Annotated in this window: 16 protein-coding genes; 12 read left to right on the forward strand and 4 right to left on the reverse strand. The window is 69.5% G+C overall.

What is annotated here, in order from left to right:
* On the reverse strand, positions 1-899 hold an 899-nt coding region (locus tag ACI379_RS04805; RefSeq protein ID WP_439790930.1), incomplete at its 3' end, for a phospholipase D-like domain-containing protein.
* 111 nt (positions 900-1,010) lie between these two features.
* On the opposite strand from ACI379_RS04805, the gene uvrB reads away from it, so the two are divergent.
* Positions 1,011-3,137, forward strand: coding sequence for an excinuclease ABC subunit UvrB (uvrB, locus tag ACI379_RS04810; protein WP_439790931.1), 2,127 nt, complete (start codon positions 1,011-1,013; stop codon positions 3,135-3,137).
* Positions 3,138-3,160: 23 nt separating this feature from the next.
* A complete protein-coding gene (locus tag ACI379_RS04815; protein WP_439790932.1) occupies positions 3,161-3,607 on the forward strand; it encodes a VOC family protein in 447 nt (148 codons plus the stop codon).
* A 9-nt stretch (positions 3,608-3,616) separates the two neighbouring features.
* On the opposite strand, the gene ACI379_RS04820 is transcribed toward ACI379_RS04815, so the two are convergent.
* Positions 3,617-4,273 (reverse strand): ion channel, encoded by a 657-nt coding sequence (locus ACI379_RS04820; RefSeq protein WP_439790933.1) that lies wholly within the window; start codon positions 4,271-4,273, stop codon positions 3,617-3,619.
* A gap of 95 nt (positions 4,274-4,368) precedes the next feature.
* Here ACI379_RS04820 and ACI379_RS04825 point away from each other — a divergent pair, with 95 nt between their 5' ends.
* The 7 genes from ACI379_RS04825 to ACI379_RS04855 all read left to right on the forward strand — a co-directional run bounded on the left by ACI379_RS04825 (position 4,369) and on the right by ACI379_RS04855 (position 9,779).
* Positions 4,369-4,755 (forward strand): MmcQ/YjbR family DNA-binding protein, encoded by a 387-nt coding sequence (locus ACI379_RS04825; protein WP_439790934.1) that lies wholly within the window; start codon positions 4,369-4,371, stop codon positions 4,753-4,755.
* Positions 4,756-4,771: 16 nt separating this feature from the next.
* Entirely contained in the window at positions 4,772-6,235 is a 1,464-nt protein-coding gene (gene cls, locus ACI379_RS04830; RefSeq protein ID WP_439790935.1) for a cardiolipin synthase, read from the forward strand.
* Positions 6,236-6,342: 107 nt separating this feature from the next.
* A complete protein-coding gene (locus ACI379_RS04835; protein ID WP_439790936.1) occupies positions 6,343-6,750 on the forward strand; it encodes a nuclear transport factor 2 family protein in 408 nt (135 codons plus the stop codon).
* A 119-nt stretch (positions 6,751-6,869) separates the two neighbouring features.
* The gene (locus ACI379_RS04840; protein ID WP_439790937.1) at positions 6,870-7,841 is read left to right on the forward strand and encodes an NAD(P)/FAD-dependent oxidoreductase; all 972 of its coding nucleotides are present in this window, start codon (positions 6,870-6,872) and stop codon (positions 7,839-7,841) included.
* A 31-nt stretch (positions 7,842-7,872) separates the two neighbouring features.
* Positions 7,873-8,067, forward strand: a complete 195-nt coding sequence (locus ACI379_RS04845; protein ID WP_439790938.1) for a ferredoxin — start codon at positions 7,873-7,875, stop codon at positions 8,065-8,067.
* Between the two features lie 2 nt (positions 8,068-8,069).
* Complete coding sequence (locus ACI379_RS04850) at positions 8,070-8,984, forward strand: 3-oxoacyl-ACP reductase (RefSeq protein WP_439790939.1); 915 nt, start codon at positions 8,070-8,072, stop codon at positions 8,982-8,984.
* Between the two features lie 24 nt (positions 8,985-9,008).
* A complete protein-coding gene (locus ACI379_RS04855) occupies positions 9,009-9,779 on the forward strand; it encodes an SDR family NAD(P)-dependent oxidoreductase (protein ID WP_439790940.1) in 771 nt (256 codons plus the stop codon).
* A 91-nt stretch (positions 9,780-9,870) separates the two neighbouring features.
* Here ACI379_RS04855 and ACI379_RS04860 read toward each other — a convergent pair whose 3' ends face one another.
* Positions 9,871-10,488: a TetR family transcriptional regulator gene (locus ACI379_RS04860; protein WP_439790941.1), complete on the reverse strand. Its 618-nt coding sequence runs from the start codon at positions 10,486-10,488 to the stop codon at positions 9,871-9,873.
* A 166-nt stretch (positions 10,489-10,654) separates the two neighbouring features.
* Here ACI379_RS04860 and ACI379_RS04865 point away from each other — a divergent pair, with 166 nt between their 5' ends.
* From ACI379_RS04865 to ACI379_RS04875, 3 genes are read left to right on the forward strand one after another with little or no spacing between them, the layout of a single operon-like run.
* Positions 10,655-11,917, forward strand: a complete 1,263-nt coding sequence (locus tag ACI379_RS04865; protein ID WP_439790942.1) for a glycosyltransferase family 4 protein — start codon at positions 10,655-10,657, stop codon at positions 11,915-11,917.
* A complete protein-coding gene (locus ACI379_RS04870) occupies positions 11,904-12,653 on the forward strand; it encodes a class I SAM-dependent methyltransferase (RefSeq protein WP_439790943.1) in 750 nt (249 codons plus the stop codon). The genes ACI379_RS04865 and ACI379_RS04870 overlap by 14 nt, the downstream gene beginning before the upstream one ends.
* Positions 12,643-13,767: an alpha-L-rhamnosidase-related protein gene (locus ACI379_RS04875; protein WP_439790944.1), complete on the forward strand. Its 1,125-nt coding sequence runs from the start codon at positions 12,643-12,645 to the stop codon at positions 13,765-13,767. Before ACI379_RS04870 ends, ACI379_RS04875 begins: the two co-directional genes overlap by 11 nt.
* 22 nt (positions 13,768-13,789) lie before the next feature.
* Here ACI379_RS04875 and ACI379_RS04880 read toward each other — a convergent pair whose 3' ends face one another.
* On the reverse strand, positions 13,790-14,494 hold the full coding sequence (locus ACI379_RS04880) for a class I SAM-dependent methyltransferase (protein ID WP_439790945.1): 705 nt from the start codon (positions 14,492-14,494) through the stop codon (positions 13,790-13,792).
* Positions 14,495-14,666 lie beyond the last annotated feature (172 nt).

Consider the following 14,666-nt stretch of genomic DNA (forward strand, 5'->3'; position numbering starts at 1 on the left):
GACTTGTGCGGCACCAGGAGCCGTACGTCGACGCCGCGCCGTGAGGCAGCCGTGATCGACTCGAGCAGGTCGGCGTCGGGCAGGAAGTAGGCGTGGGTCATCCAGATGGTGCGGGTCGCCTTGTTGACCGCCTCGATGTACATGCCACGGATCGGGAACATCCACAGCCGCGGGACGTTGCGGTGCACGCGGATCTCCGGCTCCCACTCCGAGGGGGTCTCCAGGAGCAGGGGACGCTCGCTGAGGCCGAAGCGCCGACGCCGGTTGAGGTTCCAGAAGTCGGCGAACGCGCGCTTCAGGTCCCCGACGGCGGGGCCGGTGATGCGGACGTGCGTGTCGCGCCACTCGGTCGCGTACGCGGTGCCGATGTTGAAGCCACCCACGAACGCTGCGTGGTCGTCGACCACGAGGATCTTGCGGTGGTCGCGCCCGTAGCGGGAGAGGTCCCAGAACCGCAGGCCCGCCGGGTACGTCGGGTAGCGCAGCACCTTCATCTCCGCCGGGAACTGCTTGAAGCTGCGCGGCACCACCAGGTTGGCGAAGCCGTCGTAGATGCAGTACACCTCCACGCCGCGCTCGGCAGCGGCGGCGAGAGCGGTCTTGAACTGCTCGCCGACGGTGTCGTCCTTCCAGATGTAGGTCTCGAAGAGGATCAGTTTGTGGGCGCCCTCGATGGCGGCCAGCATGTCGTCGAACAGGTCCTGCCCGTACGTGTACGTGGTGATCTCGCTGTCGCCCACGCCCACGGTCTCGGGGGCGCTCACGGGGAACGGCTTCGGCTTCTTGTTGCGGCGGCGGTACGCGTCGACCAGGGACAGCCCGAGGGCCAGCAGCAGCTGCAGTCCGAAGAGCGCCAGCAGTGCGCGGCGGGCGTAGGTCAGGACGCGGGCGGTGGTCACGTCCCCAATCTACCGAGCGGGGGGTGCCCGTGGAGCAGGAGTGCGGCCCCGGGAGAGTGGGGTCGGACACGGGCAGCGGGAAGTGTCGGTGGCGGCGTCTAGGCTCGACGCATGCGTCCCACCACTGATCTCGAGCGTCGTGTCGCCCCGTTCCGGGTGGTCTCCGACTACCAGCCGTCGGGCGACCAGCCGCAGGCGATCGCCGAGATCACCCGCCGTCTGGGCGACGGTGAGAAGGACGTGGTTCTCCTCGGTGCCACCGGCACCGGCAAGACAGCGACGGTGGCGTGGGTGGCCGAGCAGGTGCAGCGCCCCCTCCTCGTCCTGCAGCCCAACAAGACGCTGGCGGCCCAGTTCGCCAACGAGCTGCGCCAGCTCTACCCCGACAACGCCGTCGAGTACTTCGTCTCGTACTACGACTACTACCAGCCGGAGGCGTACGTCCCCCAGACGGACACCTACATCGAGAAGGACTCCTCGATCAACGAGGAGGTCGAGCGGCTTCGGCACTCCGCGACCAACTCGCTTCTCACCCGCCGCGACGTGATCGTGGTGTCGACCGTCTCGTGCATCTACGGCCTCGGCACGCCACAGGAGTACGTCGACCGCATGGTCCGGCTCAAGGTGGGTCAGGAGATCGAGCGGGACCAGCTGCTGCGCCAGCTCGTGGGCAACCAGTACACCCGCAACGACATGGCGTTCACCCGCGGCACGTTCCGGGTCCGTGGCGACACGCTCGAGGTGTTCCCGGTCTACGAGGAGCTGGCGATCCGGGTCGAGTTCTTCGGCGACGAGATCGAGCGGCTGATGACGCTCCACCCCGTCACCGGTGAGGTGGTCACCAACGACGACGAGCTGCACATCTTCCCGGCCACGCACTACGTCGCCGGCCCCGCGCGCATGGAGCGTGCGATCGAGGGCATCGAGGTCGAGCTGGCCGCGCGGCTGGAGGAGTTCGAGCGTCAGGGCAAGCTCCTGGAGGCGCAGCGTCTGCGGATGCGCACCAGCTACGACGTCGAGATGATGCGTCAGGTGGGGTCCTGCTCGGGCATCGAGAACTACTCGATGCACATGGACGGACGCAGCCGGGGGTCCGCCCCCAACACGCTCCTCGACTACTTCCCCGAGGACTTCCTGCTCGTCATCGACGAGTCGCACGTCGCGGTGCCCCAGATCGGCGGCATGTACGAGGGCGACATGTCCCGCAAGCGCAACCTCGTCGACCACGGTTTCCGGCTGCCAAGCGCGATGGACAACCGGCCGCTGCGGTGGGAGGAGTTCCTCGAGCGGATCGGGCAGACCATCTACCTCTCGGCCACGCCAGGCAACTACGAGCTCGACCTCATCGGTGGCGCAGGCAACGCGGTGGAGCAGATCATCCGGCCGACCGGTCTGATCGACCCCGAGGTGATCGTCAAGCCGACGAAGGGGCAGATCGACGACCTCATCCACGAGATCCGGGTGCGCTCCGAGCTCGGCGAGCGCGTCCTGGTCACCACGCTGACCAAGAAGATGTCCGAGGACCTGACCGACTACCTGCTCGACGCCGGCATCCGCACCCGCTACCTGCACTCCGAGGTCGACACCCTCAAGCGCATCGAGCTGCTGCGCGACCTGCGGTTGGGGGAGTACGACGTCCTCGTCGGCATCAACCTGCTCCGCGAGGGCCTCGACCTGCCCGAGGTGTCCCTGGTGGCGATCCTGGACGCCGACAAGGAGGGGTTCCTGCGCTCCGACAAGTCGCTGATCCAGACGATCGGGCGTGCGGCCCGCAACGTGTCGGGCCAGGTCCACATGTACGCCGACCGGATCACCCCGTCGATGGAGGCCGCGATCGACGAGACCAACCGTCGTCGCGCCAAGCAGGTCGCGTACAACACCGAGCACGGGATCGACCCGCAGCCGCTGCGCAAGAAGATCGCCGACATCACCGAGATGCTGGCGCGCGAGGACGAGACCACGCAGGAGCTGCTGCAGACCTGGGCCGACGTCGGTCAGAAGGGGCGCGCGGGCGGCGTCAAGCCGGGCAAGTCCCCGACGCCGTCTCTGTCGCGGATCCACGCGGAGGCCCCCGACACGGCGGGCATCCCCTCGACAGACCTCGCGGAGCTGATCGGCACCTTGACCGACCAGATGAAGGCGGCCGCCGCCGAGCTCCAGTTCGAGGTCGCGGCGCGGCTGCGTGACGAGATCAGCGAGCTGAAGAAGGAGCTGCGCCAGATGATGGCGGCGCAGTGACGGCCCACCGACCAGGAGACGACATGAGTGTGCGCGAGATCCAGGTGACGTTCGACTGCGCCGACCCGGACGCCCTGGCCAGGTTCTGGGCCAGCGTCCTGGGGTACGAGCTGCAGGCTGCACCCGCTCCCTTCGGCTCCTGGGAGGAGGCGTTGTCGGCGTGGGGCGTGCCGGAGTCCGAGTGGAACTCACGCTCGGCCGTGGTGCCGCCCGAGGGCCAGAGCGGTCCGCGGCTCTTCTTCCAGCGCGTGCCCGAGCCCAAGGCCACCAAGAACCGCGTGCACCTGGACGTGCGCGCCGCGCCCGGGGCCGGCCCCGAGGCGCGGATGGACGCGCTGGCGGCCGAGGCCGAGCGGCTCGTGGCACTGGGCGCACGCGTGCAACGCCGCGTCACCAGCCAGGAGGACCCCCTCTCGGGCGGCTTCATCGTGATGACCGACCCCGAGGGAAACGAGTTTTGCCTCGACTGACCTGAGCGTTCAGCGGCGCGACGTCAGGCCGACCAGCCGGGCGATCACCAGCGCCACGTACAGCACGCCCACGACCTGCTGCACCATCACCACCGAGCGCGCGTGGTCACCGGTGGGCACGATGTCGCTGAGGCCGACGCTGGTCAGGTTGGTGAACGACAGGAAGAGGAGCTCGAACCAGGACTGGTGGTCCCCTCCAGGACCGACGAACGAGCCCGGCCACCACACCTGGACGGCCGCGAAGACGTACGCGAAGCCCCACGCCACCACTGTGAACGCGGCGCCGACGGCGAAGAGCTCGTCCCGGGTGACGCGGTCGTCCTCGTACAGGTAGCGCACCATCGCGAACGAGACGTAGAAGTAGAACGGTGCGTGCAGCAGACCGGAGGCCAGGATCACCCAGTCCTGGTGCGGCAGCACCGCCTCGAGGACGGTGAACACCATGGCCGGCACGCCGATCACCGCGGCCACCCACGCCAGGACCGGGGTGAACCGCACTGCCCAGATCGCGGCGGCGACCAGGCACATGCTCAGCACGCCGAGCCCCGCACGTCCCGGTACGGAGGTGTCGAGGAAGGGGTGCGTCAGCACGGCCAGCAGCTGGCCGAACAGCAGCACGGCGCTGGGATGGCGGCGCACGGCGGAGATCACGTCGGTCTGGCTCACGCGCTGATTGTGTCCCGACCGGCACCGCTCACACATCCCGCCACGCGCCACGGGCACGACTGGCGCCGGAGGCCGCGGGGCGCTTGGGTGGTGGGGTGGACGTCGAGACGATGATGGCGTGGTGCGCCTCCCTGCCCGGAGCGTGGCCGGACAACCCGTGGGAGCACGAGTTCCCCGTCTTCAAGGTGGGGCCCGGGGAGCGGGGCAAGATCTTCGCCTTCTGCGGTGCCAGCACGGTGGGGGTGAAGTGCGGCGCGACCCGTGAGGTCGCCGACGAGTGGCTCGACCGGTTCCCCGGTGACGCCAGCGTCATGGCGTACATCGGGCGGTCCGGCTGGAACGACCTCGCCCTGCGGGGCGCCATCGACGACGACGAGCTGAGGAACGCCGTCCACGAGTCCTACCGGTCGGTGGTGGCGAAGCTGCCGAAGAGGTTGCGCCCCGAAGGCTGGGAGAGTTCGGCAGCCCTGCCGGGCTCCTGAGCCCTAGGCTGCGGCCATGACTTGGGTGAGCCTGCTGACCACCGGCCTGATCGCGCTGGAGTACGGCCTCAAGGTGTACGCGGTCGGCACGGTGCCGGAGAACCGGCGGCCGGCGTCGTCGTCGGCGTGGCTGCTGCTCATCCTGTTCGTCCCGGTCGTGGGCTTCCCGGCGTACTGGCTGATCGGCAGCCCGTGGGTGCACGGTCGTCGCCACCTCGTGCAGGCCGAGGCGAACGCCCTGCTGGCCCGTGCGACCGAGTCCCTGCCGCAGATCCCGTACGGCGCCGTGGTCTCCCCGGGGCTGGCTTCGGTCATCACGATGAACCGGCGCCTCACCGGCCTGCCCTGCGTCACCGGCACCGAGGAGGGGTTGTACGGCGACACCGACGAGTTCTTCCAGGCGTTGGCCGACGAGATCGACGCGGCCCAGCACTACGTCCACGTCGAGTTCTACATCGTGGCCCGCGACGCGAGCACGGAGCGGGTCTTCGCCGCCATGTTCGCCGCCGTGCAGCGTGGGGTGACGGTGCGCCTGCTGCTGGACCACCTGGGCTCGCGCAAGTACCCGGGACGCCGGCAGATGCTCAAGGCGCTGACCGACGGTGGCGTCCAGTGGCACCACATGATGCCGATCGACCCGCTGCGCCGACGGTGGCGCCGCCCCGACCTGCGCAACCACCGCAAGCTGATGGTCGTGGACGGCGAGGTCGCCTTCGTCGGCTCGCACAACCTGATCGCCGACACGTACGGCAGCGCCGCCAACGAGCGGGTGGGCCGGCGGTGGAAGGACCTCAGCATGCGTCTGACCGGAGACGCGGTGGCCTCCGTCCAGGCGGTGTTCCTGACCGACTGGTACACCGAGACGCACGAGCTGCTCGACCCGGCCACCTACCTGGTGGACCAGCCCGACCTGGTCCCCGGCGGCAGCGCCAACGCGATGCAGGTCGTCCCGTCCGGCCCTGGTTTCCCAACCGAGCCCAACCTGCGGATGTTCACCGCCCTGGTCAACCAGGCGGTGGAGAGGATCTCGATCACCAGCCCGTACTTCGTTCCGGACGAGGCCCTGCTGGCGGCGATCACCTCGGCGGCGTACCGAGGGGTGCGCGTCGAGCTCTTCGTGGGGGAGCGGGCCGACCAGTTCCTGGTGGGCCACGCCCAGCGCTCGTACTACCGGGCCCTTCTCGAGGCGGGCGTGGTCATCCACCTGTACCCAGCGCCGACCGTGCTGCACGGCAAGTACATGACCGCCGACGACGCGGTGGGCGCGATCGGCTCGTCCAACATGGATTTCCGATCCTTCGGGCTCACCTACGAGATCATGCTGATGGGGTTCGGCGGCTCGCTCGTCGAACGGCTCCAGGCCAACGACGACGAGTACCGGACGGTGAGCCGGGTGCTCACCCTGGAGGAGTGGGACGCCCAGCCCTGGTACATGCGCTACCTCGACAACGTGTGCCGGCTGACGGCCGCACTCATGTGAGTCCGCGGCACGGCGACTTGCCCGCCCTTCTGCGGGTTCGCGTGCGGCGTGGCGCCGGACGAGGCAGGGTGTGCCTCACATCACCAGTACGAGTGTGAGGACAGCCGATGCCAGGTCGTGAGCAGATCGTCGAGGCGTGCGAGTCGTACGTGGCCGCCGTGGGGCGCGGGGACGTCGAGGCGGTGATGGCGCTCTTCGCCGTCGACGCCCGCCAGGAGGACCCGGTCGGGTCGGAGCCGAACGTCGGCGCCGACGCGATCCGGGCGTTCTTCGAGGCGAGCGCCCAGGTGCCGATGCGCACCACCCGGTACGGCCCCGTGACGGTGACCGGCAACCGGGCCGTGTTCCAGCTCGTCGTCTCCCTGGACTCCGGGGACGGCGGCACCTTCCAGATGCTCTTCTCCGACGTCGTCACGTTCGGGGAGGACGGCCGCATCACCGAGATCCTCGGCTTCCCCGACGGTGAGGCGCAGCTCGACGACGCGCCCGGCGCGCGTGCGGCGCTGGTGGTGTGAGCCACGGTGCGAGACGAGGTGTTGCGCAGCCAGTGCCCCGCGTGTTCTGGTGCTATAACTAGAACACGTTCCACCATGGCGGCCCCGTCGCCGCGCCGCGTCCGGGAAGGAGCCTGCGCGTGAACCACGTAGACGTCGACCTTCTCGTCATCGGCGCCGGCCCCAGCGGGCTGTTCGCCACCTACTACGCCGGCTTCCGCGGCATGCGGGTCGCTCTGGTCGACTCGCTCCCGGAGCTGGGCGGTCAGGTCACCGCCATGTACCCGGAGAAGGCGATCCTCGACGTCGCCGGGTTCCCGCGGGTCAAGGGACGCGACCTCGTCGCCGGGCTCGTGGAGCAGGCCGACACCGCGGGGGCCGAGTACCTCCTCGGACGTACCGCCGTCGAGCTGGAGCACGGCGAGGACGAAGTGCGGGTGACCCTGGACGACGACACCGTCGTGGTCGCCAAGGCCGTCCTGGTCACCGCCGGCATCGGCAAGTTCAGCCCCCGCCCCCTGCCCGCCGGCTCGGACTGGATCGGTCGGGGCGTCGAGTTCTTCGTGCCCGACTTCGAGCCGTACCGCGGCAAGGACGTCGTCATCGTCGGCGGCGGCGACAGTGCCTTCGACTGGGCGCAGAGCCTCGAGCCGCTCGCCCGCAGCGTCACCCTCGTGCACCGCCGCGACGCGTTCCGCGCCCACCAGCGCACCGTGGACGAGGTGACCGCGTCATCGGTCCGCATCATCACCAAGGCGCAGGTCAGCCAGATGCGTGGCACGGACACCCTCACCGAGGTCGAGCTCGAGGTCGACGGCGGCGAGCGCGTCGTGCTCCCGGCGCAGGCCGTGGTCGCCGCGCTGGGGTTCGTCGCCGACCTCGGCCCGATCCAGCAGTGGGGCCTGGAGACGGAGAAGCGGCACATCGTCGTCGACAGCTCCATGCGTACGAACCTGCCGCGCGTGTTCGCGGCCGGAGACATCACCCAGTACCCGGGCAAGGTCCGCCTCATCGCCGTCGGTTTCGGCGAGGCGGCCACCGCGGTCAACAACGCTGCCGTGGTCGTGGACCCGACGGCGCACGTGTTCCCCGGCCACTCCAGCGAGGGGTGACCGGTATGAAGAAGAGAGAGGGATGTGCGCGATGAAGGTGAAGGTTGACTTCGACCTTTGCGAGTCCAACGCCCTGTGCGAGGCGTTGGCTCCTGAGGTCTTCGAGCTCGACGACGACGACTTCCTGGTCATCAAGAAGGAGTCGATCGGCACCGAGGACGAGGCTGCCGTGCGTCGCGCGGTCGCGGCCTGTCCGCGCGCAGCCATCTCGCTCGACGAATCCTGAAAGTGAGCAGTACGAACGTGAACGACATCTCCCTGGACGGCCGCGTCGCAGTCGTGACCGGCGCCGGTGCGGGTCTCGGTCGGGCCGAGGCGCTGGCCCTGGCCAAGGCCGGCGCCCGTGTCGTCCTGAACGACCTGCCCGGAGCCGCTGACGGCGTCGCGGACGAGATCCGTGCCCTGGGCGGCGAGGTCGCCGTCGTCACCGGTGACGTGGGCGAGCGCTCCACGGCCGACGCGATGGTGGCGGCGGCCGTGGACGGCTTCGGCTCGCTCGACATCGTGGTGAACAACGCGGGCATCACCCGCGACAAGATGCTGTTCAACCTGGGTGACGACGAGTGGGACCTGGTCATCAAGGTGCACCTGCGTGGTCACTTCCTGCTGACCCGCAACGCCGCGGCGTACTGGCGTGGTGTCTCCAAGAGCACCGACGCCCCCGTCTACGGGCGCATCGTCAACACCGCCTCCGAGGCGTTCCTCGGCGGGTCGCCCGGCCAGGCGAACTACGCGGCGGCCAAGGCCGGCATCGCCGCGCTGACGCTGTCGGCCTCGCGCGGCCTGAGCCGCATCGGCGTCACCGCGAACGCGATCTGCCCCCGGGCCCGTACGGCGATGACCGCGCAGGTGTTCGGCGAGGACGCCTCGGGCAAGTCGGTGGACCCGTACTCGCCCGACCACGTCGCCCCCGTGGTGGCGTACTTGGCGAGCCCGCAGGCCGAGCGCATCACCGGTCAGGTCTTCGTGGTCTACGGCGGCATGGTCGCCCTGGTCGCCGCCCCCGTGGTCGAGCAGCGCTTCGACGCGGCCGGCGACACCTGGACCCTCGGGGACCTCGACGCCCAGCTGGGTGGCTTCTTCGCAGACCGCGACCCGTCCGTCGGCTTCGCCGCCGACTCCATCATGAAGCTGACGGTCTGACCGTCCCGACACCAGGAGCCATCCATGTCCCGTCTTGCCGGCAAGGTCGCCATCGTCACCGGTGGCGCCCAGGGCCAGGGGGCCGAGATCGTCCGCGCGTACCTCGCTGAGGGCGCGAAGGTCGAGATCGCCGACATCAACGACACCGAGGGTCAGGCGCTGGCCGACGAGCTCGCGCAGAAGTACGGCGACGACGTCGTCCACTTCACCCGCCACGACGTCTCCGACGAGGCCTCGTGGGCCGCGCTGGTCGAGGCGGTCAACGAGCGGTTCGGACCGGTGAACGTGCTGGCCAACAATGCCGGCATCCTCCGCTTCGGGAACATCGACAAGATGACCTACGAGGAGGCCCAGCTGGTCTGGTCGGTCAACATGGGCGGCTGCTTCCTCGGCATGCAGGCCGTGGTGCCCACCATGAAGCGCAACGGTGGCGGCTCGATCATCAACTCCTCCTCCATCGAGGGGCTGGCGGGCATGGGCTCCGTCGTCGCGTACTGCGGCTCCAAGTGGGCCATCCGCGGCATGACCAAGGGCGCGGCCCACGAGCTGGGTCGCAAGAACATCCGGGTCAACTCGGTGCACCCGGGCATGATCGACACCCCGATGACGCGCATGCACGGTGGCGACGACGCGATGGCGTACGGCGCGACCAAGGTGGCGCTGCAGCGGGTCGGCACCCCGGAGGACATCGCCCCGGCGTACGTCTTCCTGGCCAGTGACGAGTCGAGGTACATCACCGGAGCCGAGCTGGCGATCGACGGCGGCGCCACGGCGACGCACGCGTTCGGCGGCTGATCCCGCACCCGTACGACGAAGGGCGCCACCCCCGCGGGGGTGGCGCCCTTCGTGCGCCTCGGACCGGACTGCGCGTCGGCCGGGCGCCCTGTCAGTTGGGGGAGGAGCTGCCGAGCACGATCCGTACGGCCTCGTCCATGTACGCGGCGGTCTCGCGCCCGTTCATGCGACCGGTGACCCAGGCGACGAGGGCGGAGAGCCACACGTCACCGATGATCCGGGCGACGGCACGGTCGCGCTCGGTCGGCTCGCCGGCGCGGTCGGGGTCCATCGCCGCGGTGACGATGGCGCTGAGCAGCTCGCCGACGACGTGGATCTCGGACTTGACCGAGGCGTCGGCGAACATGAACGCCCGGGTCAGGGCGTCGGCGACCTTGCGGTTGACCTGGAGGCCGCGACCCGAGTTGCGCAGCACGTAGATGACGCGCTCGGCTGCGTCGTCCCCGGGGATGGGCGCGTCGATGAGGCGACGGGTCGAGGAGTCGAACTCGCGCGCCATGCACGAGACGAGCAGGTGGATCTTGGAGGGGAAGTAGCGGTAGAGCGTCCCCAGTGCCACGTCGGCCCGCTCGGCGACGGCGCGCATCTGGACCGCGTCGAAGCCGCCCTCGGCGGCCAGGGCGATGGTGGCGTCGAGCATGCGCTTGCGTCGCTCGCGCTGCGCTGCCGAGCCGAGGTCCTCGACGCCGAGGGAAGTGCTGGTGGACACGTCGCCATCTCCTAGTGGAAGGATGCAAGAATTGCGGCCCTGTGAGCCAGCACACACTGAGTTGTGGATGGACTGGCGGGCAGCAAGTCGTTGATACCCACGGGTACGGTATCAATCTGTGCTCCATAATAGGAACACGTTTCACTTCGTCGAAAGGTCGCTGCACGTGCGCATCGCCATGCTGTCCTACCGCAGCAAGCCTCACTGCGGTGGCCAGGGGATCTACATCCGGCACCTGAGCCGCGAGCTGGTCAAGCTCGGGCACGAGGTGGAGGTGTTCTCCGGCCAGCCCTATCCCGAGCTCGACGAGGGTGTGAAGCTGACCAAGGTCCCCAGCCTCGACCTGTACCGCGAGCCCGACCCGTTCCGGGTCCCGAAGCTCAAGGAGTTCCGCGACCTGATCGACGTCGAGGAGTTCCTCACCATGTGCACGGCCGGGTTCCCCGAGCCGAAGACCTTCTCCAGCCGGGTCAACCGGCTGATGAAGTCGCGCGCCCGGGACTTCGACGTCGCCCACGACAACCAGGTGCTGGGCCACGGGATCATGGAGCTGGAGGAGTACGGCCTGCCGGTCGTCACCACCATCCACCACCCGATCACGATGGACCGCAAGATCGACATCGAGACGGCTCCGACGCTGCGCAAGAAGCTCAGCCTGCGGCGCTGGTACGGCTTCCTGAAGATGCAGGGCAAGGTGGCGAAGAAGGCTCGCCACGTCCTGGTGCCCTCGGAGTCGTCGCGCCGCGACATCGAGCGTGACTTCGGGGTCGACGCCGCCAAGATGGAGGTCATCCTCCTCGGCGTGGACGACGTCTTCGTTCCTCCGAGCGCGCCTCGCGTGCCCGGGCGCATCCTCGCCATGGCGAGCGCCGACGCGCCGTTGAAGGGCATCTCGACTTTGCTCGAGGCGTTCGCCAAGCTGCGTACCGAGCGCGACCTGGAGCTGGTCCTGGTGACCAAGCCGGAGCCGGGCGGTCGCACCGAGCGCCTGATCGAGGAGCTGGGCATCGGCCGTCACGTCACCTTCGTCAACGGCGTCTCCGACGAGGAGCTGGTCCGGGTGATGGGGTCGGCCGAGCTGGCCTGCGTCCCCTCCCTGTACGAGGGCTTCTCGCTGCCGACCGCCGAGCTGATGGCCTGTGAGACGCCGCTGGTGGTCTCTCGTGCCGGTGCGATTCCCGAGGTCACGGGCCCCGACGGGGAGTGCGCCGACCTGGTCACTCCCGGTGACGTGGGCGAGCTCGAGCGCGCCATCGCCGCGCTCCTGGACGACCCCGAGCGTCGCGAGCGGATGGGCAAGGCGGGTCGCCGTCGCGTCCAGGAGAAGTTCAGCTGGCACGCCGTGGCCGTGGCCACCGCGGCCGCGTACGAGAAGACCATCGCCGACTTCCGGCGTGAGCAGGAGGAGAAGAACCTTGCTGACCGTTGACTTCGACCGTCTCGGGCTGCGCCCGGGTGACCGCGTCCTCGACATGGGTTGCGGCGGTGGCCGCCACGCCTTCGAGATGTACCGCCGCGGCGCCGACGTCATGGCCTTCGACCTCGACGCCGACGAGCTCGCCGGCGTGCGGGAGATCTTCGACGCCATGAAGGAGAAGGGCGAGGTGCCCGAGGGCGCCGAGGCCGACGTCAAGCAGGGCGACGCGCTGGCGCTGCCCTTCGCCGACGGCGAGTTCGACCGGATCGTCGCCTCCGAGGTCCTCGAGCACATCTGGAACGACGTCGACGCGATCAAGGAGATGGTGCGCGTCCTGCGTCCCGGCGGCACGCTGGCGATCACGGTCCCGCGCTGGTTGCCCGAGGTCATCAACTGGAAGCTCTCCCCGGAGTACCACAACGCCGAGGGCGGACACATCCGCATCTACACCGACCACGAGCTGGTCGACAAGGTCACCAAGGCCGGCCACCCCAACGACGGCCAGCCGGGCGACGCGATGATCTTCGAGGGCAAGGCCTACGCGCACGGCCTGCACGCGCCGTACTGGTGGATCAAGTGCGCCGTCGGCGTCAACAACGACGACCACCCGGCCGCCAAGGCGTACCACAAGCTGCTGGTGTGGGAGATCATGAAGCAGCCCAAGGTCCTCCAGCTGGCCGGCAAGGTGCTCGACCCGACCATCGGCAAGAGCATGGTCCTGTACTTCAAGAAGCCCGATGCGGCCTGACTCCCCCCGGAGCCGACCCGCTGACGCTCCGCGCGTCCTCGACGTCCGCGAGGTGCTGAGCCTGGCCGACGTCGAGGCGACGGCGCTCAGCATCGCCCGGATGCAGGAGCCCACGGGCGCGGTCCCGTGGGTGGTGGGCGAGAAGACCGACGTGTGGAACCACGTCGAGGGTGCCATGGCGATGCTGGTGGGCGGTCAGGTCGAGGCGGCGGAACGCGCCTACGAGTGGGTCCGCGAGACGCAGCGTCACGACGGGTCGTGGCCCATGCAGTTCGTGGTCGGTGAGGTCACCGACGACTCGGCGGAGACCAACATGTCGGCGTACATCGCAGTCGGCATCTGGCACCACTGGACCGTCCGGGGCGACCTGGCGTTCGTACGCCGCCACTGGCCGGTCGTGCGTCGCGCGCTCGACTACGTGGTCTCGCTGCAGCTGGACTGGGGCGGCATCGCCTGGTCCCAGGAGTGGACCGACGGCCAGCCCGCCAAGGTCAACGAGGACGCGCTGGTGACGGCGTCGTCGAGCATCTACCAGAGCCTGCGCGCGGGCGTCGCCCTCGCTGAGCTGCTGGGGGAGCCGCAGCCCGAGTGGGAGCTCGCCGGCGGCCGACTGGGGCACGCGATCCGCGAGCACCGCGACCGCTTCCTCGACAAGAACGAGTGGTCGATGGACTGGTACTACCCGGTGCTCGGTGGTGCCGTGCGCGGCGCCGAGGCGTACCGCGAGCTCGAGGAGCAGTGGGACCGGTTCGTGGTCGAGGGTCTCGGCATCCGGTGCGTCAGCAAGAACACGTGGGCCACGGGCGCCGAGACGTGCGAGCTGGTGATGGCGCTGGACGCGATCGGTGACCGTGAGCGCGCGCTGTCGCTCTTCGCGGACATGCAGCACCTGCGCGGCGAGGGCGGCGCGTACTGGACCGGCTACGTCTGGCCCGACGACGTCAACTGGCCCCACGAGCACTCGACGTACACGGCAGCGGCCGTGATCCTGGCGTGGGACGCGCTGGCCGGGCACACCGGCGGCGCTGACATCATGCGGGGCACCACCCTGGCTGGCGACTTCGCCGAGATCGGCCTGGAGTGCGGCTGCGAGGCAGCCTCGGTCGGCAGCTGACCGCTTCCGCTGGTCGAGCCTGTCAGCCGACCGGGTCGCCCGCCTCGCCGGCGACCCGGCGCAGCACCTGCAGCGACCCCTGGGAGTCGACCTGGACGAACGAGCCGGAGTTGAGAGCCCGCTTGAAGACGTGGAACGGCGCCTGACCGCCGTGGGCGGGGTCCTCGAAGACGTCGTGCACGAGCAGCAGGCCGCCCGGCGCGATCCAGTGCGCCCATCCGCTGTAGTCGGCCTGGGCGGGCTCCTCGGAGTGCCCGCCGTCGATGAAGAGCAGGCCCAGGGGGGTGCGCCAGTGCTGGGCGAGCGTGGAGGAGCGCCCGACGATGCCGACCACCTCGTCCTCCAGCCCGGCGCGGGCGATGGTCTTGCGGAAGAACGGCAGCGTGTCCATGAGGCCGAACTCCTCGTCGACGACCTCGGTGTCGTGGTGCTCCCAGCCGGCCTGGTTCTCCTCCGACCCGCGGTGGTGGTCGACGGTGAAGAACGTGCTCGCCGCGGCGCGGGCCGCGGCCCCGAAGTGGACCGCGGACTTGCCGCAGTAGGTGCCGACCTCCAGGCCGGGGCCGACCGCGAGACCGACCGTCGCCCAGGCGTACAGGGCGGCGCCCTCGTCGTCCGGCATGAACCCCTTCGCGGCTCGCGCGTGCGCGAGCAGGTCGGCAGGCATGGTGGCGTCCGGGCGGGGCTCGGGACGTACCTCAGTGGGAGACAGCGGGGTGGTCAGCACGCGCTGAACAGTAGTATGTGGAACCTGTTCTAGAAATGTGTCCCACGTGAAGGGCGGCAGCCTTGTCCATCGGTATCTCCTCCGAGCACGTCGACCTCGCGTCGACCCTGTCCACGTGGGCCGAGGGCGAGGGCTTCCTCGACGCGGTGCGTGAGGTCGAGAAGCAGCCCGA

Source organism: Nocardioides sp., from assembly GCF_051876515.1.
GTDB lineage: Bacteria > Actinomycetota > Actinomycetes > Propionibacteriales > Nocardioidaceae > Nocardioides.